Raw genomic sequence first — 25,161 nt, 5'->3', positions numbered from 1 at the left:
CTGGCGAGTCCCGGCGCGCCGCCCCGAGTATCGTCAGGCATTGCGTCTAAAACCCCAGCGTCGAAAGAGGCTGGGGTTTTTTATGTCTATGCGTACGGCCCAGGATGGTTGGCGCACTCTACGGCTAAAATTGCTTCCTGACAGAGTAATTTGTTGCGCTTTGGTCGGCTATGCTCCCCCGGCGGAGCGCATTTCGATAGAATGTCGTTTTTTCCCGACGGGGATGACCGGAATGACGATTGGTGATCTGATTCGTCTGCTGAGCGACGGTGAGTATCACTCCGGCGAGCAATTGGGCGAGCAGCTGGGCGTTTCACGTACGGCGGTCTGGAAGCAGCTCAAGAAGCTGGAGAAAATAGGGCTGCAGTTGGAAGCGGTGAAAGGCCAAGGGTATCGTTTGGCCGCACCGTTGGACCTGCTGTCCGGGCCGGCTATCATCGAGCGCCTGCCCGCGGAGCCACGTCATCATTTAACCCGTCTGTTCGTTGAAGATGCGCTGCCTTCGACCAACACCTTTTTGCGCGAGCGCTTTCAGCAAGGTGCTGGGCATGCCGAGGTGTGCTTGGCGGAGAGTCAGGATGCCGGGCGTGGACGGCGTGGTCGTCATTGGGTCTGCCCCTGGGGAAGTGGCCTTCTGTTCTCGTTGGGATGGCGTTTCGATGAAGGTGCCTCGGCGCTAGAAGGTTTGAGCCTGGCCGTGGGTGTGGTACTGGCCGAAGTGCTGGAGCGTCTCTCCGTGCCTGTGGTGCTTAAATGGCCCAATGATTTGTTGTTGCGCCGGGGGGATGGCACGGCGAAGTTGGCCGGTATCCTTCTAGAGGTGAGCGGTGATGTCGCCGGTCCCTGCGAGGTCGTCATCGGCATTGGGCTCAATGTTTCCTTGCCTGACGCTGCACGCAATAGCGTGGAACAACCCGTCGCCGCCCTGAATGACGTGAGGTCCGATATCACGCGCAATGAACTGTCTGCATCGTTGGTGGAAGCCTTGCTGGGAATGCTGCCTCTTTTCGAGCAATATGGCTTCGAGCCGTGGCGTGATGCCTGGAATCGTCGCAATGCCTATGCAGGGCTCGAGGTGGATGTCGTTCAGGGGGAGCGCACTTACACTGCCGTTGCCGAGGGCGTGGATGCCACCGGGAACTTGCAAGTCAATTTGAATGGGGAAGTCCGGCTGCTGGCCGGTGGCGAAATCAGCTTGCGCGCGCGCTCATGATTTTGGATCTCGATATCGGCAATACCTTGTCGAAGTGGCGACTGAAGGATGTCGCGAGTAGTGAAATTCGCTCTCGTGGGGCCGTCTGGACACGGGAAGAGTGGCGGCCCGGCGCCGACATACCCGACCTCGATGTCGTAGAGGCCGTGCGTATCTCGAGCGTTGCGCGAGAATCCGTATTGCGCGATACCGTGACATTGCTGCGGCGCCAAGTCGGTGTGGTGCATGTGGCACGCTCTACCTCTGAAGCGCTTGGTGTCAGCTGCGGCTATGATGAGCCTGGGCGTCTTGGCGTCGATCGCTGGATGGGAGTGCTTGCCGGCTATCAGCTGACGGGAGGCTGTTGCAGTGTCGATTGCGGCAGCGCGATCACTATGGATTTTGTATTGCCCGGCGGTCGCCATCTGGGGGGATATATCATCCCCGGACTGCGCTTGATGAAAGAAAGTCTCAAGCTGGGGACGCGTAATGTGGCTATTGATCCTGACAGTGAGGCAGATGAGCTGCTGGCGCCAGGGCGCAACACGGTCGAGGCGGTCAATCACGGTATCTACATGTCGGCGGTGAGCGCCGTTAACCGTATCTATAGCGAAGTATGTGACCGAGAAGGCGTTGCGCTACCACTGCTCTTGACTGGGGGAGACGCTCGGGTAGTGTCTCGCGGGTTGCGTATCCCACATGCAGTGTGGCCGGACATGGTCTATGCGGGGCTTGAAACATGCTACCCGTTAACGGCCGCGGAGCGCGCTGGGCGACTGGCTGGGGCACCGCTGCCACCCTCCGTTCCTCCCCTGGAAAAAGTCCGGGCTGGCCTTGCATTCTCAATGCTGCTTTGACACAATGCTGCGCGTTTCGGGTCGACGGGCTCATGGAAAGAGAAAAGCATTGTAAATTAAGTGCTTGACACAATTCTCAAAGTCCGTAGAATTCGTCGCCACGTTGGAGGGGTTCCCGAGTGGCCAAAGGGAGCAGACTGTAAATCTGCCGCGAAAGCTTCGAAGGTTCGAATCCTTCCCCCTCCACCAGATTAAATGCTTGACCGCCAGCCCATAGGGCGCAAGCGACGAGTGGGCAGGCGGGCATAGTTCAATGGTAGAACCTCAGCCTTCCAAGCTGATGATGCGGGTTCGATCCCCGCTGCCCGCTCCAAGTTAGGCTCATGTAGCTCAGGGGTAGAGCACACCCTTGGTAAGGGTGAGGTCGACGGTTCAAATCCGTCCATGAGCTCCATATTGGGCGAGACTTAAATCTCGTCTTGATGCGATACAACTGGGTTGCCTTCCTGGTTGTAGTTAGCTAATATGGCGCGCGCTGTGGCAAAAGCCTACCAGTGAAGCGTCAGGTTGCAGAGTATAGGCCAGTAGCTCAATTGGCAGAGCAGCGGTCTCCAAAACCGCAGGTTGGGGGTTCGATTCCCTCCTGGCCTGCCAGCCTTCCTCAGTGCTGGTTCTTCCTTTATTATTTCTTGTCACGCTTGCCGCGCCTTTAGGAGTTCCTTTTCCATGAAACAAAGCGCCGAGGTGCAAGGGTCGCGTTTTGATGTCGCCAAATGGGCGGTCGCCGTCGTTCTTGTCGTGCTGGCGGTGGCGGGCAATGCTTATTTTGCCGATCAAGCGCTGCTGTATCGCGTTCTAGGCGTCGTTGTGCTTGGTGTAGCCGCTGCGGCGGTGGCCTTGACCACGACCAAGGGGCGTGCACTGGCTGAATTGGCGCGCGGGTCGCGTAAGGAGATTCAGCGTGTAGTGTGGCCGACGCGCCCCGAGACGATCCAGACCACTGCGATTGTCTTGGTGGCCGTAGTGTTGGTCGGCATTCTATTGTGGCTGATCGATACGCTTCTCGGCTGGGCCATGTCCGGCATCATAGGTTAGGAGTTTTCATGTCCAAGCGTTGGTACGTCGTCCACGCCTACTCCGGCTTCGAAAAGCATGTGATGCGCTCTCTACATGAGCGCGTCAAGATGTATGGCATGGAAGACCAGTTTGGCGAAATTCTGGTGCCGACCGAAGAAGTCGTCGAGATGCGTGACGGAAAGCGCCGCAAAAGCGAGCGCAAGTTCTATCCCGGCTATGTCCTGGTCGAGATGGAAATGACCGACGCCACCTGGCACTTGGTGAATGAGACGCCGCGTGTCATGGGGTTCATCGGCGGTACGCCGGAAAAGCCGGCACCGATTACGCAAAAAGAAGCCGATGGCATATTGCGTCGTGTACAAGACGGTACGGACAAGCCACGTCCCAAGACGCTCTTCGATCCGGGTGAAACCGTGCGTGTTGTTGATGGGCCTTTTGCCGATTTCAACGGCGTGGTGGAAGAGGTCAACTACGAGAAGAGCCGCTTGCATGTCAGTGTGCTGATATTCGGGCGCTCGACCCCTGTCGAGCTCGAGTTCGCTCAGGTCGAAAAAGATTGAATTCAAGACGCCGGCTCGGTATGAGCCGGTGCATGTCGTAGAGGCCTCAGGGTCTCGTTGAAACGGGGAGCCGCAAGGCGTTACCACCCAACTGGAGTCCAACATGGCGAAAAAAGTACAGGCCTATATCAAGCTGCAAGTTGCAGCGGGTAAGGCCAATCCGAGTCCCCCCGTGGGCCCCGCGCTGGGTCAGCACGGCGTCAATATCATGGAGTTCTGCAAGACGTTTAATGCCGAAACCCAAGATATCGAGCCGGGCCTTCCGACGCCGGTCGTGATCACGGTCTACTCTGATCGCAGCTTCACGTTCATCACCAAAACGCCGCCCGCAGCAGTGCTGTTGAAGAAAGCGGCGGGAATCAAGTCTGGCTCTGGCGTGCCGAACAAGACCAAGGTCGGTACCGTGACACGCGAGCAGCTGGAAGAGATTGCCAAGACCAAGGAGCCCGATTTGACGGCTTCCGACCTTGATGCGGCTGTCCGCACCATCGCAGGCAGTGCCCGTAGCATGGGCCTCAACGTGGAGGGTCTCTGATCATGGCCAAGCTTACCAAGCGCGTGCAGATGCTCAACGAAAAGGTCGACAAATCCAAGGTATATAACCTGGAAGAAGCTGTTGCCCTGTTGTCCGAAGTGTCCGCGGTCAAGTTCAAAGAGTCCGTCGAAGTATCGATCAATCTCGGCGTTGACCCGCGTAAATCCGACCAGGTCGTGCGTGGCGCTACTGTCATGCCTAACGGTACAGGCAAAACCGCACGTGTCGCTGTCTTCGCTCAAGGCGCTGCTGCCGATGCCGCGAAAGAGGCCGGCGCCGATGTCGTGGGGATGGACGAACTGGCGGCAGACGTCAAAAAAGGCAATATGGACTTCGATGTGGTAGTTGCCGCACCGGACGCCATGCGTGTCGTTGGGCAGCTGGGCCAGATCCTCGGTCCGCGTGGGCTGATGCCCAACCCCAAGGTCGGCACCGTAACGCCGGACGTCGCCACTGCCGTGAAGAACGCGAAAGCAGGTCAGGTGCGCTTCCGTACCGACAAGAACGGCATCATTCATGCCGCCATCGGTAAGGTGGATTTCGACGCCAGTGCTATCAAGGGCAACCTCGATGCATTGATCGGTGACCTCAAGCGTCTCAAGCCGAGTACGTCCAAGGGCATCTACTTCAAGAAAATTACCCTGTCCACTACCATGGGGCCAGGGTTGACCGTGGATCACACGCCGTTCGTGTGAGTCGCGGGAAAAGGCAGTAACTTTGCGGTCCCCGTACACAGCGTTTAAGCGTGGCGGCGGGGCACCGTCAAAGACCGCAGGTGCCATGCTTTCTTGAGAAGGCATGGCTTAATGGACCTAAAAAGTCGCCTGCGCAGATGGTGTGGCCGCCAGATGTCTGGTGAGCACCATCACCCCGGCCCCCTCTCGTGGTAAGCGAAGATGGGGGAGATGGTAACCACTGGAACGCCCTCAAAGGCGTCCGGTACGAAGGAGTGATCACTGTGCCATTAGCACTCGAAGGCAAGAAAGCGATCGTTGCCGAGGTCAGTGAAGCCGCACAAGATGCGCTCTCCGTCGTCGTTGCCGATTCTCGCGGTGTGGCGGTAAGCGCCATGACCGAACTGCGCAAGCAGGCCCGCGAGAATGGTGTGCAAGTTCGTGTTGTGCGCAACACCTTAGCACGCCGCGCCCTCGAAGGTACTCCTTGGGAGTGCCTCAACGAGACGTTCTCGGGTCCGACCATGTTGGCCTTCTCCTATGAGCATCCGGGCGCTGCCGCTCGTCTGTTCAAGGAATTCGCCAAGAATGAGAAAGATTTCGAGATCAAGGCGCTGGCATACGAAGGCGAGTTCATCCCGGCTTCCGGTCTTGACCGTCTGGCGACGCTGCCGACACGTGATGAAGCCATCGCCAAGCTGTTGTCCGTCATGAAGGAAGCATCGGCTGGCAAGTTGGCTCGTACACTCGCTGCGTTGCGTGACCAGAAGCAGGAAGAAGCGGCCTAAGGGCAGGCTGAACCGCGCTGGCACGAATCCTGTATCAATGAGCCCTCATGACATGAGGCTCCCGCAAAGTTAGGAATTTGATAATGGCACTGACTCAAGAAGATATCATCAACGCCGTCGCCGAAATGTCCGTCATGGAAGTGGCTGAGTTGGTTTCCGCGATGGAAGAAAAGTTCGGTGTTTCTGCGGCCGCCGCTGTTGTGGCTGGCCCGGGCGGTGGCGAAGCTGAAGAAGCTGAAGAACAGACCGAGTTCGACCTGGTGCTGACCAGCGCTGGTGAGAAGAAGGTCAACGTCATCAAGGTGGTTCGTGAAATCACTGGTCTGGGTCTCAAGGAAGCCAAGGCAGCCGTCGACGGCGCCCCGGCAACCCTCAAAGAAGGCATGTCCAAGGAAGATGGCGACGAAGCCAAGACCAAGTTGGAAGAAGCTGGCGCATCCGTGGAACTCAAGTAACTCCGGTGACCATGGCTTTACGCGCTGCGTAAGCTTCATGGCTGGCGGCGGGCTTTCCCGCTGCCGGCCTTTTTCTGTTGCTGCTAGCCAGAATGTCACGTGTCTGACTAGACGAATTCCGACGGCGAGCTCTCGTAAGGGCTTGCCGTCAGCGCCTGACGGGAAATCCCTTCAGGCGGCGCCGACCACGCACCGGTCACCCAAGGTGAACAAGCTGGGGAATACAGATGGCTTACTCATACACTGAGAAAAAACGCATCCGCAAGGATTTCGGCAAACTGCCACAAGTGATGGATGTGCCTTACCTGCTGGCCATTCAGCTTGATTCCTACTACGACTTCCTCCAGCAGGACCGGGCGATCGAAGAACGCCTCGACGTCGGCTTGCATGCTGCTTTCAAGTCCGTGTTCCCTATCGAGAGCTTTTCCGGCAATGCCGCTCTCGAGTATGTCAGCTACCGCTTTGGCACGTCGGCTTTCGACGTCAAGGAATGCCAACTGCGTGGTGTGACCTATTCGGCGCCGCTGCGGGTCAAGGTGCGCTTGATCATCTACGATAAGGACTCGTCCAACAAGGCGATCAAGGACATTAAAGAGCAGGAAGTCTACATGGGGGAGATCCCCCTGATGACGGAAAACGGTACCTTCGTTGTCAATGGTACCGAACGTGTCATCGTCTCCCAGCTCCATCGCTCGCCGGGTGTGTTCTTCGACCACGACAAGGGCAAGAGTCACACGTCCGGCAAGCTGCTGTACTCCGCGCGTATCATCCCGTATCGCGGTTCATGGCTGGATTTCGAGTTCGATCCCAAGGACAACGTCTACGTCCGTATCGACCGTCGCCGCAAGCTGCCGGCCACGGTATTGTTGCGTGCGCTGGGCATGAGTGCCGAGGAGATCCTCGAGACGTTCTTCGACACCAGCACCTTCCATGTCGAGAAGAAAGGGTTCAGCGTCGAACTGGTACCGTCACGTCTGCGTGGCGAGACGGCGACCTTCGATATCCAGGACGGCGAGGGTAATCTCATCGTCGAGGAAGGTCGTCGCATTACCCAGAAGCATATTCGCCAGATGGAGAAAGCCGGCCTCGAGCGCCTCGATGTGCCGATGGAATATCTGTTCGGCAAGACGCTAGCCAAGGATCAGGTCGATCCGAATACCGGCGAGCTGGTGTGCGAATGCAATACGGAAATCACCCCCGAGCTGCTTGAAACGCTCGGTCAAGCGGGCATCACCACGCTTGAGACGTTGTACACCAACGATCTCGATGCGGGCTCGTTCGTCTCCGATACGTTGAAGATCGACACCACGCGCTCTCAGCTAGAGGCGCTGGTCGAGATTTATCGCATGATGCGTCCCGGGGAGCCGCCGACCAAGGAAGCGGCCGAGACGTTGTTCCACAACTTGTTCTTCACCGAGGATCGCTACGACCTGTCGGGCGTCGGTCGCATGAAGTTCAACCGCCGTCTGCGTCGCGAAGGGGATACCGGCTCCGGGATTCTCGACAATCAGGACATCCTCGATGTTCTCCGCGAGCTGATCAATATCCGTAACGGCTTTGGTGACGTCGATGACATCGACCACCTGGGTAACCGCCGCATTCGGTGTGTCGGCGAGATGGCGGAAAATCAGTTCCGCGTTGGCCTGGTGCGCGTCGAGCGTGCGGTCAAGGAACGTCTCTCCATGGCGGAGAGCGAAGGCTTGATGCCGCAGGACCTGATCAATGCCAAGCCGGTGGCGGCTGCAGTGAAAGAGTTCTTCGGCTCCTCGCAGCTGTCCCAGTTCATGGACCAGAACAACCCGCTCTCCGAGGTCACGCACAAGCGTCGTGTGTCCGCGCTTGGGCCAGGTGGCCTGACCCGTGAGCGTGCCGGCTTCGAAGTGCGCGACGTTCACGCCACGCACTACGGGCGCCTGTGCCCGATCGAAACGCCGGAAGGCCCCAACATCGGCCTGATCAACTCGCTGGCGACCTACAGTCACACCAACAGCTACGGCTTCCTGGAAACGCCGTATCGCAAGGTAAGTGATCGTCAGGTTACCGACGAGGTCGTGCATCTGTCGGCCATCGAGGAAGGTGACTTCATCATTGCCCAGGCGTCTGCGACGGTGGATGAGGACGGCAAGCTGGTCGACGACCTGGTTCAGGTACGCCACAGAGGCGAGACCACTTTCATGGCACCGGACAAGGTCACGTTGATGGACGTGTCGCCGCGTCAGGTAGTGTCCGTGGCCGCGGCGTTGATTCCGTTCCTCGAGCACGATGACGCCAACCGTGCCCTGATGGGCTCGAACATGCAGCGTCAGGCCGTTCCGACCCTGCGTGCCGAGAAGCCGCTGGTTGGTACGGGTATGGAGCGTTTCGTTGCTCGTGACTCTGGCGTCTGCGCAGTCGCACGGCGCGGTGGGGTGATCGATTCGGTCGATGCCAAGCGCATCGTGGTACGCATCAACGAAGATGAGATCATCGGCGGTGAAGCGGGTGTCGATATCTACAATCTCACCAAGTACCTGCGTTCCAACCAAAATACCTGCATGAACCAGCGCCCGATCGTGCGCCCGGGTGACACCGTGGCAAGCGGCGATATCCTGGCCGACGGGCCTTCCGTCGACATGGGGGATCTGGCACTGGGCCAGAACATGCGCATGGCCTTCATGCCGTGGAACGGCTACAACTTCGAGGATTCCATCCTTATCTCGGAGCGCGTAGTCGAGGAAGACCGTTTCACCAGCATTCACATTCAGGAACTTACCTGTGTTTCTCGCGACACCAAGCTGGGTGCCGAGGAAATCTCCTCGGACATTCCCAACGTCGGTGAAGCGGCACTTGGCAAGCTCGACGAAGCAGGTATCGTCTACATCGGTGCCGAAGTCGGCCCTGGCGATATTCTGGTCGGCAAGGTAACGCCCAAGGGCGAAACCCAACTGACGCCGGAAGAGAAGCTGCTACGCGCGATCTTCGGCGAAAAGGCATCCGACGTGAAGGACACCTCGCTGCGTGCGCCGACGGGTATGAAAGGCACGATCATCGACGTGCAGGTCTTCACCCGCGATGGTGTCGAGAAGGACTCGCGCGCTCTGTCCATCGAGCAAAGCCAGCTCGATGAGGTGCGCAAGGATCTTCAGGAAACCTATCGCATCGCCGAAGAGGCCACCTTCGAGCGCCTCAAGCGCACGTTGCTCGGCCAGCCGGTCAATGGCGGTCCCAAGCTCAAGAAGGGCGACATCCTCGATGAAGCCTACCTCGACGAGTTGCCGCGTAGCCAGTGGTTCAAGCTGCGCATGCAGGACGAGTCGCTCAACGAGCTCTTGGCCCAGGCCGATGAGCAGCTGGAAAAACGTCGCAAGGAGATGGACGAGCGTTTCGAAGACAAGAAACGTAAGTTGACTCAGGGCGATGATCTGGCGCCGGGCGTGCTCAAGATCGTCAAGGTCTACCTGGCCGTGAAGCGTCGCATCCAGTCGGGTGACAAGATGGCTGGCCGCCACGGTAACAAGGGCGTCATTTCGTCTATCATGCCCGTCGAGGACATGCCGTTCGACGACAATGGCGAACCGGTCGATGTGGTGCTCAACCCGCTGGGTGTGCCCTCGCGCATGAACGTCGGGCAGATTCTCGAGACCCACCTGGGCATGGCCGCCTGGGGGCTCGGAGTAAGAATCGACGAGATGTTGCGCGAGGCGCGTCAGCAGCAGGTGGCGGAGATTCGCGACTTCTTGGGGCAGGTGTACAACACCGCCGAGACGCGCCAGGAGGATATCGACTCGCTCAGCGATGAAGAAATCATCACTCTGGCGAAGAATCTGCGCAATGGCGTACCGGTGGCGACGCCGGTCTTCGATGGTGCCAAGGAACACGAGATCAAGCATCTCCTGAGTTTGGCCAACCTGCCGGATTCCGGTCAGATGACGCTCTACGACGGGCGTACGGGTGAAACCTTCGACCGTTCAGTGACGGTGGGCTACATGTACATGCTCAAGCTCAACCACCTGGTCGACGACAAGATGCACGCCCGTTCCACCGGCTCGTACTCGCTGGTAACCCAGCAACCGCTGGGTGGTAAGGCGCAGTTCGGCGGACAACGCTTCGGTGAGATGGAGGTCTGGGCGCTGGAAGCCTATGGCGCGGCCTATACCTTGCAGGAAATGCTGACCGTCAAGTCCGACGACGTGGAAGGCCGCACCAAGATGTACAAGAACATCGTCGACGGCGACCACTCGATGCAGGCAGGCATGCCGGAATCCTTCAACGTATTGGTGAAGGAAATCCGCTCGCTGGGTATTGATATCGAGCTGGAAGGCTGAGCGTTTCACGCTGACGAATGACGGTCCGCGGGGCCTTGATAGGCCCCGCTCATGACAACTCCGCTACGGAGCCGACCCCATGAAAGATTTGGTGAAAGTCCTCAAATCGCAGGCACAGTCCGAAGAATTCGATGCGATCAAGATTACGCTCGCGTCGCCGGACTTGATCCGCTCCTGGTCCTACGGCGAGGTCAAAAAGCCTGAGACCATCAACTACCGTACGTTCAAGCCTGAGCGTGATGGCCTGTTCTGCGCCAAGATCTTCGGTCCGGTGAAGGATTATGAGTGCTTGTGCGGTAAGTACAAGCGCATGAAGCATCGTGGCATCATTTGCGAAAAGTGCGGCGTCGAGGTAACCAAGGCAGCCGTGCGCCGCGAGCGTATGGGACATATCGAACTGGCTGCGCCGGTAGCGCACATCTGGTTCCTCAAGTCGCTGCCATCGCGCATCGGCTTGTTCCTGGACATGACCCTACGCGATATCGAGCGTGTGCTCTATTTCGAGAGCTTCATGGTCATCGATCCAGGCATGACCACGCTTGAGCGCGGCCAGCTGCTTAACGATGAGCAGTACTTCGAGGCGCTGGAAGAATTCGGCGATGACTTCGATGCCCGCATGGGCGCCGAAGCCGTACAGGCGTTGCTCAACGATGTCGATCTCGAAGAAGAGATCGAACGCCTGCGCGAAGAAGTTCCGCAGACCAACTCCGAAACCAAGATCAAAAAGCTCTCCAAGCGCTTGAAGCTATTGGAAGCCTTCTACAAGTCCGGCAACGATCCGGCGTGGATGATCATGGAAGTGCTGCCGGTGCTTCCGCCGGATCTGCGTCCGTTGGTGCCGCTGGATGGCGGCCGTTTCGCGACCTCGGATCTCAACGATCTGTATCGTCGTGTGATCAACCGTAACAACCGCCTGAAGCGCCTGCTCGACCTCAACGCGCCGGATATCATCGTGCGCAACGAGAAGCGCATGCTGCAGGAATCGGTCGATGCGCTGCTCGACAACGGCCGTCGCGGCCGTGCCATCACCGGCTCCAACAAGCGTCCGTTGAAGTCGTTGGCCGACATGATCAAGGGCAAGCAGGGGCGTTTCCGCCAGAACCTGCTGGGCAAGCGTGTCGACTATTCCGGCCGCTCGGTGATCACCGTGGGTCCGACGCTGCGTCTGCATCAATGTGGCTTGCCCAAGAAGATGGCGCTTGAGCTGTTCAAGCCGTTCATCTACTCCAAGCTACAGGCGAGCGGCCAAGCGTCTACCATCAAGGCCGCCAAGAAGATGGTCGAGCGCGAGTTGCCGGAAGTGTGGGACATCCTCGCCGATGTCATCCGCGAGCACCCGGTAATGCTCAACCGTGCCCCGACACTGCACCGCTTGGGTATCCAGGCTTTCGAGCCGTTGTTGATCGAAGGCAAGGCGATCCAGCTGCATCCGTTGGTGTGCGCGGCGTATAACGCCGACTTCGATGGCGACCAGATGGCCGTACACGTCCCGCTGACGCTGGAAGCACAGCTCGAGGCGCGGACGCTGATGATGGCCACGAACAATGTGCTGTCGCCAGCCAACGGCGAGCCCATCATCGTGCCGTCTCAGGACGTCGTGCTGGGGCTTTATTACATGACCCGCGAGAAGGTCAATGCCAAAGGCGAAGGCATGGTTTTCTCCAACCTCGATGAGGTCGAGCGTGCGTTCGGGACCGAGAGTGTGTCGATGCATGCGCGTGTCAAGGTGCGCCTCACCGAATACGACCGGGACGACGAAAGCGGTGAACTGAACGGCAAGACCTCGCTGCGCGATACGACTGTGGGGCGTGCCTTGTTGTTCCGCATCTTGCCCAAGGGGATGCCCTACGAGCTGGTCGATCAGCCGATGAAGAAGAAGGCGATTTCCGGCTTGATCAACGCCGTCTATCGTCGTGCGGGTCTCAAGGATACGGTCATCTTCGCCGACCAACTGATGTACACCGGGTTCCGCCTGGCGACTTGGTCGGGCGCGTCGATCGGTGTCAATGACTTCGTCATCCCCGACTCGAAGAAAGAAATCGTCGACGGGGCCGAGGAAGAGGTGAAGGAAATCGAGGACCAGTTCTCCTCCGGCCTGGTGACTGCGGGCGAGAAGTACAACAAGGTCATCGATATCTGGTCCAAGGCCAACGATAAGGTCGCCAAGGCGATGATGGCGGGGATCTCGAAGGAGACCGTCACCGACCGTCATGGCGAGCAGGTCGAGCAGGATTCGTTCAATAGCGTCTTCATCATGGCCGACTCCGGCGCGCGTGGTAGTGCTGCACAGATCCGCCAGCTGGCGGGCATGCGCGGCCTGATGGCAAAGCCGGATGGTTCGATCATCGAGACGCCGATCACCGCCAACTTCCGTGAAGGTCTGAACGTCCTGCAGTACTTCATCTCGACGCACGGCGCGCGTAAGGGTCTGGCGGATACGGCACTCAAGACCGCCAACTCCGGTTACCTGACGCGGCGTTTGGTGGATGTGTCTCAGGACCTGGTGGTGACCGAAGAGGATTGCGGCACGTATGAAGGCCTGACGCTACATCCGGTGATCGAGGGCGGTGACGTCATCGTATCGCTGGCACAACGCGTGCTGGGCCGCGTCGTGGCGCAGGATGTTGTCGATCCCGCCACTGATGATGTTTTGATCCCGCGCGGTACTTTGCTGGATGAAGCTTGGTGCGCCGAGCTCGATACCATGGGCGTGGACGAGATTATCGTGCGCAGCGCGATCACCTGCGAAACGCGACATGGTGTGTGCGCATCGTGCTACGGCCGTGACTTGGCGCGTGGCCATCAGGTCAACATCGGCGAGGCCGTTGGCGTTATCGCGGCGCAGTCGATCGGTGAGCCGGGTACCCAGCTTACCATGCGTACCTTCCACATCGGGGGGGCTGCATCGCGTGCCTCGGCGGTCGATAGCGTTCAGGTCAAGCACGGTGGTACGGTGCGCCTGCACAACATCAAGCATGTCGAGCGCAATGACGGCAAGCTCATCGTCGTTTCTCGCTCGAGTGCCTTGGCCGTCGCCGACGAGCATGGTCGCGAGCGCGAGTACTACAAGCTGCCGTATGGCGCCGAGCTGTCGGTCCGTGACGGTGACATGGTCGAAGGCGGGACGCCAGTCGCCAAGTGGGATCCGCACACTCATCCGGTCGTAGCCGAGGTCGAGGGCAGGGCCCAATTCAGCGACATGGAAGAAGGCATTACTATCCACCGCAGCGTGGACGAGATGACTGGTCTTTCTAACATCGAGGTGATCGAGACCGCCGCGCGCCCAACCTCTGGCCGTGAAAAGCGCCCGATGATCATGTTGCTCGATGAGAATGGTGAGCATGTCACGCTGCCGGGCTCCAATACCCCTGTGCAGTACATGCTGCCCGGCAAGGCCATTATCGCAGGCGAAAACGGCGACCAGGTCGGGGTCGGTGAGGTTATCGCGCGTATCCCGGTTGAAGCATCCGGCAACAAGGACATCACCGGGGGTCTGCCGCGTGTCGCCGACTTGTTCGAGGCGCGCAAGCCCAAGGAGCCAGCGATCCTGGCCGAGGTTACCGGGACTATCAGCTTCGGCAAGGAAACCAAGGGCAAACGCCGCCTGACGGTCACGCCTGAAGAAGGTGAGCCGGTCGAGATGCTGATTCCCAAATGGCGTCAGATCGGGGTATTCGAAGGCGAGACGGTGGAGAAAGGTGAGGTCATCTCTGATGGCCCCAGCAATCCTCACGATATCCTGCGCTTGCTCGGGATCGCGGAGTTGGCCAAGTACATCACGGTCGAGATCCAAGACGTTTATCGTCTGCAGGGTGTGGTCATCGATGACAAGCACATCGAGGTGATCGTGCGCCAGATGCTGCGCAAGGTAGAAATCACCGATGCCGGGGATTCTTCCTTCATTACCGGCGATCAGGCGGAATACGTCCGCGTCCTCGAGGAAAACGCACGCTTGGCCCAGGAAGATAAATTCCCGGCCAAAAGCGAGCGTTTGCTGCTGGGTATCACCAAGGCGAGCCTGGCAACAGAGTCGTTCATCTCGGCCGCATCGTTCCAAGAAACCACTCGCGTATTGACTGAGGCGGCGGTGTCCGGCAAGCGCGACTACCTGCGCGGTCTCAAGGAAAACGTTGTGGTGGGTCGCTTGGTGCCGGCCGGGACTGGATTGGCGCACCACGCCGAGCGGCGTCGCAAGCGTGAGGATGATGGGCACACGGTCAATCCTTCGGCCTCCGATGTCGAGCAGGAATTGGGTGCGCAGCTCACGGCGTTGGACGCCGACGACGAAGACCTCTAGGCGTATGCCGTCAAGTCCGGGGCCTACGTGGTGGCGGACTTGACGTGGCTCGTCGCCAGACATTAGAATGCGCAGCCTTTAACAGTGGGGTGGGTACGTCCTGCCCCAATGTTGAAAGGTTTGGCAACCATTGGAGTCAGCTACAGATATGGCAACGATCAATCAGCTCGTGCGCAAGCCGCGCAAGCGCCCGGCCGCCAAGAGCGACGTGCCGGCGCTGCAGTCTTGCCCGCAAAAGCGCGGGGTTTGCACCCGTGTCTACACCACTACCCCGAAAAAGCCGAACTCGGCGCTACGTAAGGTTTGCCGTGTGCGCCTGACGAATGGCTACGAAGTCGCTTCCTATATCGGCGGTGAAGGTCACAACCTGCAGGAACACTCCGTGGTCCTGATTCGCGGCGGTCGTGTAAAAGACTTGCCGGGTGTGCGTTATCACACCGTTCGCGGCGCGCTGGATACTTCTGGTGTTCAAAATCGCCGTCAGGGCCGTTCCAAGTACGGTACCAAACGTCCTAAGTCTTGATCGCAAAGCGATCTAGACTTCAACTGTTGTCGGTCAGATAAGAGTAAGGTCGAGCGCGCGATGCGTTGTCTCGAGTTTACCTGAAGGACCCTTCGAAACGAGGGCTTATCATGCCTAGAAGAAAAGTTGTCGCCAAACGCGAAATCCTCCCGGATCCGAAATTCGGAAGTGAGCGTCTGGCCAAGTTCATGAATCACCTGATGATCAACGGCAAGAAATCTGTAGCTGAGCGTATCGTCTACGGTGCGCTGGACAGGGTTGCCGAACGTAGCAAGGATGAGCCGTTGGAAATCTTCGACAAGGCGCTGGAAACGATCCAGCCGATGGTCGAGGTTAAGTCTCGCCGCGTTGGCGGTGCGACCTATCAGGTGCCCGTGGAAGTCCGTCCTTCTCGCCGTCAGGCCCTGGCCATGCGTTGGCTGGTGGATGCGGCGCGCAGTCGTGGTGAGAAGACCATGGTGCAGCGCCTCGCTGGCGAAATGCTGGACGCCGCCGAAGGCAAGGGTGCTGCTGTGAAGAAGCGTGAAGACGTGCATCGCATGGCAGATGCCAACAAGGCCTTCTCTCACTACCGCTTCTAACCAACGGGGTATTCCATCGTGGCACGCAAGACTCCGCTTAATCGCTACCGTAATATCGGTATCGTGGCTCACGTCGACGCCGGGAAGACTACCACTACCGAGCGTGTCCTGTTCTACACCGGCCTGTCTCACAAGGTTGGCGAGGTTCATGATGGTGCTGCCACCATGGACTGGATGGAGCAGGAGCAGGAGCGTGGTATCACAATCACCTCCGCTGCGACGACCTGTTTCTGGCAGGGGATGAGCAAGCAGTTCGATGAGCATCGTATCAATATCATCGATACACCGGGACACGTTGACTTCACGATCGAAGTCGAACGTTCCTTGCGTGTCCTCGACGGTGCTGTCGTTGTGCTTTGTGGCTCCTCCGGTGTGCAGCCGCAAACCGAAACAGTCTGGCGTCAGGCCAACAAGTATGAAGTTCCGCGTATGGTGTTCGTCAACAAGATGGACCGCGCCGGGGCCGATTACTTCATGGTGCTCGACCAGCTCAAGCAGAAGCTGGGAGCCAATACTGTTCCGATCCAGATCAACTGGGGCGCGGAAGATAACTTCAAAGGGGTTATCGACCTGATCCAGATGAAGGGCATTCTCTGGGACGAAGCCAATCACGGCATGAACTATGAGCTGGTCGACATTCCCGATGAGCTCAAGGAAACCGCTGAGAAGTATCGCGAGGCGATGGTCGAAGCTGCCGCCGAGGCGTCCGAAGAGTTGATGGACAAATACCTCGAAGAGGGCGCCCTCTCCGAGGCGGACATCAAGGCTGGCTTGCGTCGCCGTACTCTGGATAACGAAATCGTTCTGGTGACGTGCGGGAGCGCGTTCAAGAACAAGGGCGTCCAGGCGGTACTCGATGGCGTGATCGAATACATGCCGTCGCCCACCGAGGTCAAGGCTATCGAAGGTGAGCTTGACGACAAGGATGGCACAATCGCCACGCGTGAAGCTGACGATAAAGCACCTTTCGCTGCGCTGGCTTTCAAGATCGCCACTGACCCGTTCGTCGGGACACTGACCTTTATCCGTGTCTATTCGGGTGTGCTCAAGTCCGGTGACAGCATCTTCAATTCCGTGAAGAGCAAGAAGGAGCGCGTGGGCCGTATCGTCCAGATGCACTCCAATTCACGCGAGGAGATCAAGGAAGTCTACGCGGGCGATATCGCTGCGTGCATCGGGCTCAAGGATGTCACCACCGGTGACACCCTCTGTGATCTGCAGGACAAGATCATTCTTGAGCGTATGGAGTTTCCGGATCCGGTGATCTCGGTCGCCGTGGAGCCGAAATCCAAGCCCGACCAGGAGAAGATGGGGACCGCGCTGGGCAAGTTGGCTCAGGAAGATCCTTCGTTCCGCGTCAAGACCGACGAGGAAACCGGTCAGACGATCATTTCTGGCATGGGTGAGCTTCATCTCGACATCATCGTCGATCGTCTGCGTCGCGAATTCAAAGTCGACGCCAATATCGGTAAGCCGCAGGTAGCCTACCGCGAAACGATTCGCGCCAGTGTCGAGCAGGAAGGCAAGTTCGTTCGTCAGTCGGGCGGTCGTGGTCAGTACGGTCACGTGCTGCTGCGCATCGAGCCGCTGACGGCCGAAGACAAGGGCGAAGACGAAGACATGAACTTCAAGTTCGCCTCCGAAATCGTCGGTGGTGTGGTTCCCAAGGAATACGTGCCGGCCGTCGAGAAAGGGGCCTATGAGCAGCTGCAGAACGGGGTCATCGCGGGTTACCCGATGATTGACGTCAAGGTCACGCTGTTCGATGGTTCCTACCATGACGTGGACTCGAACGAGACTGCGTTCAAGGTTGCCTCTTCCATGGCGATCAAGGAAGGCGCGCCGAAGGCCAAGGCCGTGCTGCTGGAGCCGGTGATGAAGGTTGAGGTCGTGACTCCCGAAGAGTTCATGGGGGATGTTATGGGCGACATTAACCGCCGCCGTGGCCTCGTTCAGGGCATGGATGACTCGCCGGCAGGCAAGATTATCCGCGCCACGGTGCCGCTGGCTGAGATGTTCGGTTACGCGACCGATTTGCGTTCTCAGACCCAGGGCCGCGCAAGCTACACTATGGAGTTTGCGGATTACGAAGAGGCGCCCTCCAGCGTCGTTGAAGCCGTCATCAACCAGAATGGTTAACCGTTAGCTAACGTAAAGAGGTTATAGCAGTGGCTAAGGAAAAATTTGAACGTACCAAATCGCATATCAACGTCGGTACCATCGGTCACGTCGACCATGGCAAGACCACGCTGACTGCGGCACTGACTCGCGTTTCCGCGGAGGTTTTCGGCGGCGACTGGCGCGAATTCGACACCATCGACAACGCGCCGGAAGAGCGTGAGCGCGGTATCACCATCGCGACTGCTCACGTCGAATACCAGTCCGAAGAGCGCCACTACGCGCACGTCGACTGCCCCGGGCACGCCGACTACGTCAAGAACATGATCACTGGTGCCGCTCAGATGGACGGCGCTATCCTGGTCTGCAGCGCCGCGGATGGCCCCATGCCGCAGACGCGCGAGCACATCCTGCTGTCTCGCCAGGTTGGCGTTCCGAACATCGTCGTGTTCCTGAACAAGGCCGACATGGTCGACGACGAAGAGCTGCTCGAGCTGGTCGAAATGGAAGTTCGTGAGCTCCTCAACGAGTACGACTTCCCAGGCGACGACTGCCCGATCATCACCGGCTCCGCTCTGATGGCGCTGGAAGGCAAGGATGATAACGGCATGGGTACGACTGCCGTTGCCAACCTGATCAAGGCTCTGGATGCCTACATCCCGGAGCCGGAACGTGCCATCGATCAGCCGTTCCTGATGCCGATCGAAGACGTGTTCTCCATCTCCGGTCGCGGTACCGTTGTGACCGGTCGTGTCGAACGCGGCGTCGTCAAGTCTGGCGAAGAAGTCGAGATCGTGGGTCTCAAGGATACCGTCAAGACGACCGTTACCGGTGTCGAAATGTTCCGCAAGTTGCTCGACGAAGGTCGTGCTGGCGAGAACATTGGCGCGCTGTTGCGTGGCACCAAGCGTGACGACGTCGAGCGTGGTCAGGTGCTGGCCAAGCCGGGTACCATCAAGCCCCACACTACCTTCGAAGCCGAAGTTTACGTGCTGTCCAAGGAAGAAGGCGGTCGTCATACCCCGTTCTTCAAGGGCTATCGTCCGCAGTTTTACTTCCGGACCACTGACGTGACCGGTACTTGTGAGCTGCCGGAAGGCGTTGAAATGGTCATGCCGGGCGACAACGTCCAGATGACTGTGACGCTGATCGCGCCGATCGCCATGGAAGACGGCCTGCGCTTCGCGGTTCGCGAAGGTGGACGTACCGTGGGTGCCGGTGTTGTCGCCAAGATCGTCAAGTAAGGGTTTCGCCCTTCGATGATCGAAGGGGGCTCCTTTGAGGAGCCCCCTTTCTGTGCATGTTTGACAGTCACTGTCAGCCTGCCTATAATGCGCATCCTTTGAATGCGTGGGTAGACGGCTCGCGCCGTCGACATCCATTGGAGTTTAAGGCTAATGCAGAACCAAAAGATTCGCATTCGGTTGAAGGCCTTTGACCATCGCCTGATTGACCAGTCCGCGCAAGAAATCGTGGATACCGCGAAGCGTACGGGTGCTCAGGTCCGTGGTCCGATCCCACTACCGACTAATCGCGAGCGCTATACCGTATTGATCTCGCCGCACGTCAACAAGGACGCGCGCGATCAGTACGAGATTCGCACTCATAAGCGTGTGCTCGACATTGTCGAACCCACGGAAAAAACCGTAGACGCGCTGATGAAGCTCGACCTCGCCGCTGGCGTGGATGTGCAAATCAAGCTCGACTGATCACACTAGTCACTAGCGGCTTTTCCACAAGGTCGCCACGCCGGGACGGCGTCACACAATGTGCTAGTGGAATGCTCTGGAAAGGGCAGCCATAGCGGGTGATAGCCCCGTACACTAAAGGAGACTGAACATGACTATCGGTTTGGTCGGTAAGAAGAGCGGCATGACCCGCATCTTTACCGAAAATGGCGCTTCTGTGCCCGTAACCGTTATCGAGGTCGAGCCGAATCGCGTGACTCGCGTTAAGACTGTCGAAACCGACGGCTATAGCGCGATTCAGGTGACTTCGGGATCCCGCAAGGCCAAGCATCTGACCAAAGCTGCCGCAGGGCAGTATGCCAAGTCAGGTGTCGAGGCCGGTCGTGCATTGATGGAGTTTCGCTTGGAAGAGGGCGAAGATGCTCCTGAAGTGGGCGGCAACATCACCGTATCCCTCTTTGAAGCCGGTCAGAAAGTCGATGTGACTGGCACCTCTAAAGGCAAGGGCTTCCAGGGCGCCGTCAAGCGCTGGAATTTCCGCACCCAAGACAATGGTCACGGCAACTCGCTTGCGCACCGCGCTCCGGGCTCCATCGGTATGTGCCAGACGCCGGGTCGCGTCTTCAAGGGCAAGAAGATGGCCGGTCAGATGGGCAATGAGCGTGTGACCGTCCAGAGCCTGGAAATCGTGCGCGTCGATGCCGAGCGTAATTTGCTGCTGGTCAAAGGCGCCGTGCCGGGTGCGACCGACTGCGAAGTCATCGTACGCAGTGCCGTTAAAGCTCGCTGAGGGGTATGAGACCGATGAATTTGAATCTCGCAGGTGCCGAAGCCGGCACTGTCGAAGTGTCCGACGCTACCTTCGGTAAAGAGTTTAACGAGTCGCTGGTCCACCAGGTCGTGACTGCGTATTTCGCAGCCGGTCGCCAGGGGACTCGTGCACAGAAGACTCGCGCTGAAGTACGTGGCGGCGGCAAGAAGCCGTGGCGTCAAAAGGGAACCGGCCGTGCTCGTGCCGGCACTATTCGCTCGCCACTGTGGCGTAGTGGTGGTGTGACCTTTGCAGCACGTCCGCAAGACTACACCCAGAAAGTCAACCGCAAGATGTACCGCGCGGCCATGCGCTCGATTCTCTCCGAGCTGGTGCGTCAGGAACGTCTAGTCGTCGTTGACAGCATTGCGGTGGATGCCCCCAAGACCAAGCAGCTGATTGCCAAGCTGAAGGACCTGGATCTCGAGAAAGCGCTGATCGTCACCGAAGACATCGACGAAAAGTTGTTTCTCGCCGCGCGTAACATTCCCTACGTCGATGTAGTGGATGTCGCGGCTGCCGATCCGGTGAGCCTGGTTGCCTTTGACAAGGTGCTGGTCACCGTTTCCGCTCTGCGTAAATTCGAGGAGAAGCTGGGATGAACCAGGAACGCGTATTCAAGGTTCTGCTCGGGCCTCATATGACCGAGAAGGCCGCATTCGCCGCCGAAAACAACCAGTACGTGTTCAAGGTGGCCCAGGACGCGACCAAGCCCGAGATCAAGAAAGCCGTCGAAGCGCTCTTCGAGAAGAAGGTCGCTGGCGTGCAGGTCTTGAACGTCAAGGGTAAGACCAAGCGCACGCAGCATGGTGTTGGTCTGCGCAAGGGATATCGCAAGGCATACGTCACACTGGCGGCCGGCGAGACTCTCGAAGACTTCTCTGGCGCCGAGTAAGGCAGGAGTACGGATCATGGCAGTTGTTAAGACCAAACCCACGTCCGCCGGTCGTCGTCACGTCATCAAAGTCGTCAACGACGAGCTCTACAAGGGTCGCCCTTATGCCGGCCTATTGGAGAAGAAATCCAAGAGCGGCGGTCGTAACAATAACGGTCGTATCACTACCCGTCATGTCGGGGGTGGTCACCGTCAGCACTATCGTGTGATCGATTTCAAACGTGCCAAGGATGGCGTTGCCGCTGTCGTTGAGCGCCTCGAATACGATCCCAATCGTAGCGCTAACATTGCGCTGCTCAAGTACCTGGACGGCGAGCGTCGCTACATCATCGCTCCGCGTGGCGTGAAAGCGGGCGACCGCTTGGAGTCCGGCGTCAATGCAGCGATCAAGCGTGGTAACGCGCTGCCGCTGCGTAACATTCCGGTAGGGTCGACCGTGCACTGCATCGAGATGAAGCCCGGCAAGGGTGCTCAGATCGCACGGAGTGCCGGTGCCAGTGCCCAAGTGGTAGCACGTGAAGGCAACTACGCCACTGTGCGTCTACGTTCCGGCGAGATGCGCAAGATTTTGGCAGAATGCCGTGCAACCTTGGGTGAAGTGGGCAATTCCGAGCACAGCCTCCGTCAACTTGGCAAGGCCGGTGCGAAGCGCTGGAGAGGCGTGCGTCCGACGGTTCGCGGTGTCGCGATGAACCCGGTGGACCATCCGCATGGTGGTGGTGAAGGCCGCTCCAGCGGTGGCCGTCATCCGGTCAGCCCGTGGGGCATCCCCACCAAGGGCCATAAGACCCGCAAGAACAAGCGCACCGACAAGCTGATCGTCCGTCGCCGTAAGGCCCGGAAGTAAGATCTAACGCCAAGACATTAAGAGGTAACGGCTGTGCCACGTTCACTGAAGAAAGGTCCTTTTATTGACCTTCATCTGCTGAAGAAGGTTGAGACTGCAGTGGAGAAGAGCGACCGCAAACCGATCAAGACCTGGTCGCGTCGCTCCATGATCCTGCCGAATATGGTCGGGCTCACCATTGCAGTCCATAACGGGCGTCAACATGTCCCGGTGCATGTCTCCGAGGAAATGGTTGGCCACAAGCTGGGCGAATTCGCTGCCACCCGCACCTACCGCGGCCATGCGGCGGACAAGAAAGCCAAACGGTAAGCCAGAGAGGTTAGAGAGATGGAAGTCACAGCAAAGCTGCGTGGCGCTCGTTTATCCGCCCAGAAGGCCCGTTTGGTGGCTGACCTGGTGCGCGGTAAGCCGGTCGCCGAAGCACTGGATACATTGACGTATTCGCCGAAGAAAGCGGCGAAGATCGTCAAGAAAGTGCTTCAGTCCGCCATCGCGAATGCGGAAGAAAACAATGGCATGGACATCGACGAGCTGCGTGTCTCGACCATCTGCGTCGATGAGGGCATGACGCTTAAGCGCATCCAGCCTCGCGCCAAGGGCCGTGCGGATCGCATTTTGAAGCGCACTTGCCACATCACCGTCAAGGTAGCCGAGAAGTAGGAGTCGACCAGATGGGTCAGAAAGTAAATCCGACAGGTATTCGGCTAGGCATCGTTAAGGATCACCGCTCCGTCTGGTACGCCGAGCGTGGTGCTTATGCCGATAAGCTGAATAATGACCTCGAAGTGCGCCGTTTCCTGGAGCAGCGTTTGAAAAACGCCTCTGTGAGCGACATCACCATCGAGCGTCCAGCAAACAACGCACGCATCACCATTCACACCGCTCGTCCGGGCATCGTGATTGGCAAGAAAGGCGAGGATGTCGATCGCCTGCGTCGTGACCTCTCCGAGATGATGGGCGTGCCCGTGCACGTCAATATCGAAGAGGTACGCAAGCCCGAGCTCGACGCACAGCTCGTCGCGCAGAACGTCTGCGGCCAACTTGAGCGCCGCGTGATGTTCCGTCGTGCCATGAAGCGCGCCGTGCAGAACGCCATGCGTCTGGGCGCTGGTGGCATCAAGATCCAGTTGTCAGGGCGTCTTGGTGGTGCGGAAATCGCGCGTACCGAATGGTATCGCGAAGGTCGCGTGCCGCTGCACACGCTGCGCGCCGACATCGATTACGCCACTTACGAAGCGCACACCACTTACGGCGTTATCGGCGTCAAAGTGTGGGTCTTCAAGGGTGAGATCCTCGGCGGCATCGAGGAAGTGCGTGCCAAGCAGAAACAAGCTCAGGCACCGGGGCCCAAGAAGAAAGGTTCCAAGTAAGGGGAGAGTGGATCGATGTTACAACCCAAGCGTACGAAATTTCGCAAGGTGCAGAAAGGCCGTAATCGCGGTCTCGCGCATCGCGGAAGCAAGGTGAGCTTCGGCGAGTACGGTCTGAAAGCCACCGGTCGCGGACGTATCACCGCTCGCCAGATCGAAGCCGGCCGTCGTGCCATTACGCGTCACGTCAAGCGTGGCGGCAAGATCTGGATCCGCGTCTTCCCGGATAAGCCGATTACCGAGAAGCCGCTGGAAGTCCGTATGGGTAAGGGTAAGGGCTCCGTTGAATATTGGGTCGCCCAAATCCAGCCCGGCAAGGTGCTCTACGAGATCGAAGGCGTTTCCGAGGAGCTGGCGCGTGAGGCTTTTGACCTGGCCGCCCAGAAGTTCCCGGTCTCCACCACCTTTGTGAAACGGACGGTGATGTGATGAAAGCCCAGGAAATTCGTGAAAAATCAGTCGAAGCGCTTCAGCAGCAGCTGCTCGAGCTCCTCCGGGAGCAGTTCAACCTGCGCATGCAGAAGGCCACCGGCCAGCTGAGCCAGACCCATCTGCTCAAGCAGGTGCGTCGCGATATCGCTCGCGTTAAGACTGTGCTCAATGAGAAGGCAGGTGACTGAGATGGCTGAAGAAAATAATGCCCGCACACTGAATGGCAAGGTCGTGAGCGACAAGATGGACAAGTCCGTCGTCGTTCAGGTCGAGCGCCGTGTCCGGCATCCGATTTACGACAAGTACGTGAAGCGCTCCACCAAACTGCACGCCCATGACGAGGCGAATCAGGCGAAGGTCGGGGATACGGTCTCTATCGAAGAGTGCCGTCCGATCTCCAAGTTGAAAGCCTGGACGCTGGTCGAGGTGGTCGAGCAGGCCAAGGGCTGAGCAGGCCAGAGCCTTTCACCAGTGCAGTCAGTTTAGGTTTGGAGAAAACCGATGATTCAGACGCAGACAATGCTGGATGTCGCCGACAACAGCGGCGCGCGCCGGGTGCAATGCATCAAGGTGCTGGGCGGGTCGCACCGCCGTTACGCCCGTGTTGGTGACGTCATCAAAGTGACGGTCAAGGAAGCGATTCCGCGAGGCAAGGTCAAAAAAGGCCAGGTTCTCAAGGCCGTCGTTGTACGTACCAAGAGTGGTGTCCGTCGTACAGACGGTTCACTGATCCGCTTCGATGGAAATGCGGCCGTTCTGTTGCAAAACGCCAACGAGCAGCCGATCGGTACCCGTATCTTCGGGCCGGTTACGCGTGAGCTTCGCAACGAGAAGTTCATGAAGATCATTTCCCTAGCGCCTGAAGTGCTGTGAGGAGCGAGGCGGATATGCGAAAGATTAAACGTGACGACGAAGTAATCGTCATTGCCGGCAAGGACAAGGGCAAGCGCGGCACGATCAAACGGGTCCTGGATGGGTCCTATGTCGTGTCCGGTGTGAACATGATTAAACGTCACACCAAGCCTAACCCCATGCAAGGCAAGCAGGGGGGTATCGTCGAGCGTGAGGCCCCGATTCACGGATCCAACGTGGCCATCTTCAATCAGGAGACCGGTAAGGCGGATCGCGTCGGCTTCCAGATTCAGGAAGACGGTACCAAGGTACGTATCTACAAGTCGACGCAAAAGCAGATCGACGCCTAACGCGAGTCGGGTAGC

General features: G+C 58.5%; 27 protein-coding genes and 4 tRNA genes. All 31 read left to right on the top strand.

Going from position 1 to position 25,161, the window contains the following annotated elements; translation table 11 throughout:
• The first annotated feature begins 232 nt into the window (after positions 1 to 232).
• The gene (locus L1075_RS10185; protein ID WP_246941676.1) at positions 233 to 1,213 is read left to right on the top strand and encodes a biotin--[acetyl-CoA-carboxylase] ligase; all 981 of its coding nucleotides are present in this window, start codon (positions 233 to 235) and stop codon (positions 1,211 to 1,213) included.
• Positions 1,210 to 2,049 (top strand): type III pantothenate kinase, encoded by an 840-nt coding sequence (locus L1075_RS10180; protein WP_040239450.1) that lies wholly within the window; start codon positions 1,210 to 1,212, stop codon positions 2,047 to 2,049. Before L1075_RS10185 ends, L1075_RS10180 begins: the two co-directional genes overlap by 4 nt.
• A gap of 105 nt (positions 2,050 to 2,154) precedes the next feature.
• Positions 2,155 to 2,238 (top strand) — tRNA-Tyr (locus tag L1075_RS10175).
• A 50-nt stretch (positions 2,239 to 2,288) separates the two neighbouring features.
• A tRNA-Gly gene (locus L1075_RS10170) sits at positions 2,289 to 2,362 on the top strand.
• 6 nt (positions 2,363 to 2,368) lie between these two features.
• Positions 2,369 to 2,443 (top strand) — tRNA-Thr (locus L1075_RS10165).
• Positions 2,444 to 2,567: 124 nt separating this feature from the next.
• A tRNA-Trp gene (locus tag L1075_RS10160) sits at positions 2,568 to 2,643 on the top strand.
• A 72-nt stretch (positions 2,644 to 2,715) separates the two neighbouring features.
• Positions 2,716 to 3,084 carry a preprotein translocase subunit SecE gene (secE, locus tag L1075_RS10155; protein WP_075369421.1) on the top strand — a complete coding sequence of 123 codons (369 nt, stop codon included), beginning with the start codon at positions 2,716 to 2,718 and terminating at the stop codon, positions 3,082 to 3,084.
• 8 nt (positions 3,085 to 3,092) lie between these two features.
• On the top strand, positions 3,093 to 3,626 hold the full coding sequence (gene nusG, locus L1075_RS10150) for a transcription termination/antitermination protein NusG (RefSeq protein ID WP_040239448.1): 534 nt from the start codon (positions 3,093 to 3,095) through the stop codon (positions 3,624 to 3,626).
• Positions 3,627 to 3,729: 103 nt separating this feature from the next.
• Positions 3,730 to 4,161 (top strand): 50S ribosomal protein L11, encoded by a 432-nt coding sequence (gene rplK, locus L1075_RS10145; protein WP_040239445.1) that lies wholly within the window; start codon positions 3,730 to 3,732, stop codon positions 4,159 to 4,161.
• A 2-nt stretch (positions 4,162 to 4,163) separates the two neighbouring features.
• On the top strand, positions 4,164 to 4,856 hold the full coding sequence (gene rplA / locus L1075_RS10140; protein WP_040239443.1) for a 50S ribosomal protein L1: 693 nt from the start codon (positions 4,164 to 4,166) through the stop codon (positions 4,854 to 4,856).
• 263 nt (positions 4,857 to 5,119) lie between these two features.
• A complete protein-coding gene (rplJ, locus tag L1075_RS10135; protein WP_040239440.1) occupies positions 5,120 to 5,623 on the top strand; it encodes a 50S ribosomal protein L10 in 504 nt (167 codons plus the stop codon).
• An 83-nt stretch (positions 5,624 to 5,706) separates the two neighbouring features.
• The gene (gene rplL / locus L1075_RS10130) at positions 5,707 to 6,078 is read left to right on the top strand and encodes a 50S ribosomal protein L7/L12 (protein ID WP_040239438.1); all 372 of its coding nucleotides are present in this window, start codon (positions 5,707 to 5,709) and stop codon (positions 6,076 to 6,078) included.
• 227 nt (positions 6,079 to 6,305) lie between these two features.
• Positions 6,306 to 10,382, top strand: coding sequence for a DNA-directed RNA polymerase subunit beta (gene rpoB / locus L1075_RS10125; protein WP_075369420.1), 4,077 nt, complete (start codon positions 6,306 to 6,308; stop codon positions 10,380 to 10,382).
• 79 nt (positions 10,383 to 10,461) lie between these two features.
• Positions 10,462 to 14,679 carry a DNA-directed RNA polymerase subunit beta' gene (gene rpoC / locus L1075_RS10120; RefSeq protein WP_246894733.1) on the top strand — a complete coding sequence of 1,406 codons (4,218 nt, stop codon included), beginning with the start codon at positions 10,462 to 10,464 and terminating at the stop codon, positions 14,677 to 14,679.
• A gap of 148 nt (positions 14,680 to 14,827) precedes the next feature.
• Positions 14,828 to 15,202 carry a 30S ribosomal protein S12 gene (gene rpsL / locus L1075_RS10115; protein WP_040239433.1) on the top strand — a complete coding sequence of 125 codons (375 nt, stop codon included), beginning with the start codon at positions 14,828 to 14,830 and terminating at the stop codon, positions 15,200 to 15,202.
• A 110-nt stretch (positions 15,203 to 15,312) separates the two neighbouring features.
• Positions 15,313 to 15,783: a 30S ribosomal protein S7 gene (gene rpsG, locus L1075_RS10110; protein WP_246894734.1), complete on the top strand. Its 471-nt coding sequence runs from the start codon at positions 15,313 to 15,315 to the stop codon at positions 15,781 to 15,783.
• 18 nt (positions 15,784 to 15,801) lie between these two features.
• Positions 15,802 to 17,922: an elongation factor G gene (fusA, locus tag L1075_RS10105; protein WP_246894735.1), complete on the top strand. Its 2,121-nt coding sequence runs from the start codon at positions 15,802 to 15,804 to the stop codon at positions 17,920 to 17,922.
• A gap of 29 nt (positions 17,923 to 17,951) precedes the next feature.
• Entirely contained in the window at positions 17,952 to 19,145 is a 1,194-nt protein-coding gene (gene tuf / locus L1075_RS10100) for an elongation factor Tu (RefSeq protein ID WP_246894736.1), read from the top strand.
• A 153-nt stretch (positions 19,146 to 19,298) separates the two neighbouring features.
• Complete coding sequence (rpsJ, locus tag L1075_RS10095; RefSeq protein ID WP_011505728.1) at positions 19,299 to 19,610, top strand: 30S ribosomal protein S10; 312 nt, start codon at positions 19,299 to 19,301, stop codon at positions 19,608 to 19,610.
• Between the two features lie 130 nt (positions 19,611 to 19,740).
• The gene (gene rplC, locus L1075_RS10090) at positions 19,741 to 20,379 is read left to right on the top strand and encodes a 50S ribosomal protein L3 (protein WP_246894737.1); all 639 of its coding nucleotides are present in this window, start codon (positions 19,741 to 19,743) and stop codon (positions 20,377 to 20,379) included.
• A 14-nt stretch (positions 20,380 to 20,393) separates the two neighbouring features.
• Positions 20,394 to 21,002 (top strand): 50S ribosomal protein L4, encoded by a 609-nt coding sequence (gene rplD / locus L1075_RS10085; RefSeq protein WP_040239419.1) that lies wholly within the window; start codon positions 20,394 to 20,396, stop codon positions 21,000 to 21,002.
• Positions 20,999 to 21,295, top strand: a complete 297-nt coding sequence (gene rplW / locus L1075_RS10080; protein WP_040239417.1) for a 50S ribosomal protein L23 — start codon at positions 20,999 to 21,001, stop codon at positions 21,293 to 21,295. Before rplD ends, rplW begins: the two co-directional genes overlap by 4 nt.
• 16 nt (positions 21,296 to 21,311) lie before the next feature.
• Positions 21,312 to 22,142, top strand: a complete 831-nt coding sequence (gene rplB / locus L1075_RS10075; RefSeq protein WP_040239415.1) for a 50S ribosomal protein L2 — start codon at positions 21,312 to 21,314, stop codon at positions 22,140 to 22,142.
• Positions 22,143 to 22,175: 33 nt separating this feature from the next.
• Positions 22,176 to 22,451, top strand: coding sequence for a 30S ribosomal protein S19 (gene rpsS / locus L1075_RS10070; RefSeq protein WP_011505733.1), 276 nt, complete (start codon positions 22,176 to 22,178; stop codon positions 22,449 to 22,451).
• Between the two features lie 18 nt (positions 22,452 to 22,469).
• A complete protein-coding gene (rplV, locus tag L1075_RS10065) occupies positions 22,470 to 22,802 on the top strand; it encodes a 50S ribosomal protein L22 (protein ID WP_040239413.1) in 333 nt (110 codons plus the stop codon).
• A gap of 11 nt (positions 22,803 to 22,813) precedes the next feature.
• Complete coding sequence (rpsC, locus tag L1075_RS10060; RefSeq protein ID WP_040239410.1) at positions 22,814 to 23,512, top strand: 30S ribosomal protein S3; 699 nt, start codon at positions 22,814 to 22,816, stop codon at positions 23,510 to 23,512.
• Between the two features lie 15 nt (positions 23,513 to 23,527).
• Entirely contained in the window at positions 23,528 to 23,941 is a 414-nt protein-coding gene (gene rplP, locus L1075_RS10055; RefSeq protein WP_011505736.1) for a 50S ribosomal protein L16, read from the top strand.
• Entirely contained in the window at positions 23,941 to 24,132 is a 192-nt protein-coding gene (gene rpmC, locus L1075_RS10050; protein WP_011505737.1) for a 50S ribosomal protein L29, read from the top strand. The genes rplP and rpmC overlap by 1 nt, the downstream gene beginning before the upstream one ends.
• A 1-nt stretch (position 24,133) precedes the next feature.
• The gene (rpsQ, locus tag L1075_RS10045; protein WP_040239407.1) at positions 24,134 to 24,394 is read left to right on the top strand and encodes a 30S ribosomal protein S17; all 261 of its coding nucleotides are present in this window, start codon (positions 24,134 to 24,136) and stop codon (positions 24,392 to 24,394) included.
• Positions 24,395 to 24,445: 51 nt separating this feature from the next.
• Positions 24,446 to 24,817 carry a 50S ribosomal protein L14 gene (gene rplN, locus L1075_RS10040; protein WP_040239405.1) on the top strand — a complete coding sequence of 124 codons (372 nt, stop codon included), beginning with the start codon at positions 24,446 to 24,448 and terminating at the stop codon, positions 24,815 to 24,817.
• A 14-nt stretch (positions 24,818 to 24,831) separates the two neighbouring features.
• Positions 24,832 to 25,146, top strand: coding sequence for a 50S ribosomal protein L24 (gene rplX / locus L1075_RS10035; protein ID WP_040239402.1), 315 nt, complete (start codon positions 24,832 to 24,834; stop codon positions 25,144 to 25,146).
• Positions 25,147 to 25,161: the final 15 nt, after the last annotated feature.

It is taken from the genome of Chromohalobacter beijerinckii, assembly GCF_023061185.1.
Lineage (GTDB): Bacteria > Pseudomonadota > Gammaproteobacteria > Pseudomonadales > Halomonadaceae > Chromohalobacter > Chromohalobacter beijerinckii.
The sequence above is the reverse complement of the archived record's forward strand: the minus strand, read 5'-3'. Positions and strand labels throughout refer to the sequence as shown.

What these genes read in the sequence shown, in the direction of transcription:
- rplN (WP_040239405.1), top strand. Translation starts at nt 24,446, where the DNA reads ATGATTCAGACGCAGACAATGCTGGATGTCGCCGACAACAGCGGCGCG.
- rplV (WP_040239413.1), top strand. Translation starts at nt 22,470, where the DNA reads ATGGAAGTCACAGCAAAGCTGCGTGGCGCTCGTTTATCCGCCCAGAAG.
- rpmC (WP_011505737.1), top strand. Translation starts at nt 23,941, where the DNA reads ATGAAAGCCCAGGAAATTCGTGAAAAATCAGTCGAAGCGCTTCAGCAG.
- rplK (WP_040239445.1), top strand. Translation starts at nt 3,730, where the DNA reads ATGGCGAAAAAAGTACAGGCCTATATCAAGCTGCAAGTTGCAGCGGGT.
- nusG (WP_040239448.1), top strand. Translation starts at nt 3,093, where the DNA reads ATGTCCAAGCGTTGGTACGTCGTCCACGCCTACTCCGGCTTCGAAAAG.
- rpoB (WP_075369420.1), top strand. Translation starts at nt 6,306, where the DNA reads ATGGCTTACTCATACACTGAGAAAAAACGCATCCGCAAGGATTTCGGC.
- rplL (WP_040239438.1), top strand. Translation starts at nt 5,707, where the DNA reads ATGGCACTGACTCAAGAAGATATCATCAACGCCGTCGCCGAAATGTCC.
- rplP (WP_011505736.1), top strand. Translation starts at nt 23,528, where the DNA reads ATGTTACAACCCAAGCGTACGAAATTTCGCAAGGTGCAGAAAGGCCGT.
- L1075_RS10185 (WP_246941676.1), top strand. Translation starts at nt 233, where the DNA reads ATGACGATTGGTGATCTGATTCGTCTGCTGAGCGACGGTGAGTATCAC.
- rpsC (WP_040239410.1), top strand. Translation starts at nt 22,814, where the DNA reads ATGGGTCAGAAAGTAAATCCGACAGGTATTCGGCTAGGCATCGTTAAG.
- rpsJ (WP_011505728.1), top strand. Translation starts at nt 19,299, where the DNA reads ATGCAGAACCAAAAGATTCGCATTCGGTTGAAGGCCTTTGACCATCGC.
- rpsG (WP_246894734.1), top strand. Translation starts at nt 15,313, where the DNA reads ATGCCTAGAAGAAAAGTTGTCGCCAAACGCGAAATCCTCCCGGATCCG.
- rplW (WP_040239417.1), top strand. Translation starts at nt 20,999, where the DNA reads ATGAACCAGGAACGCGTATTCAAGGTTCTGCTCGGGCCTCATATGACC.
- rplB (WP_040239415.1), top strand. Translation starts at nt 21,312, where the DNA reads ATGGCAGTTGTTAAGACCAAACCCACGTCCGCCGGTCGTCGTCACGTC.
- secE (WP_075369421.1), top strand. Translation starts at nt 2,716, where the DNA reads ATGAAACAAAGCGCCGAGGTGCAAGGGTCGCGTTTTGATGTCGCCAAA.
- rplC (WP_246894737.1), top strand. Translation starts at nt 19,741, where the DNA reads ATGACTATCGGTTTGGTCGGTAAGAAGAGCGGCATGACCCGCATCTTT.
- rpsL (WP_040239433.1), top strand. Translation starts at nt 14,828, where the DNA reads ATGGCAACGATCAATCAGCTCGTGCGCAAGCCGCGCAAGCGCCCGGCC.
- rplX (WP_040239402.1), top strand. Translation starts at nt 24,832, where the DNA reads ATGCGAAAGATTAAACGTGACGACGAAGTAATCGTCATTGCCGGCAAG.
- rplD (WP_040239419.1), top strand. Translation starts at nt 20,394, where the DNA reads ATGAATTTGAATCTCGCAGGTGCCGAAGCCGGCACTGTCGAAGTGTCC.
- rplA (WP_040239443.1), top strand. Translation starts at nt 4,164, where the DNA reads ATGGCCAAGCTTACCAAGCGCGTGCAGATGCTCAACGAAAAGGTCGAC.
- rpsQ (WP_040239407.1), top strand. Translation starts at nt 24,134, where the DNA reads ATGGCTGAAGAAAATAATGCCCGCACACTGAATGGCAAGGTCGTGAGC.
- rpoC (WP_246894733.1), top strand. Translation starts at nt 10,462, where the DNA reads ATGAAAGATTTGGTGAAAGTCCTCAAATCGCAGGCACAGTCCGAAGAA.
- L1075_RS10180 (WP_040239450.1), top strand. Translation starts at nt 1,210, where the DNA reads ATGATTTTGGATCTCGATATCGGCAATACCTTGTCGAAGTGGCGACTG.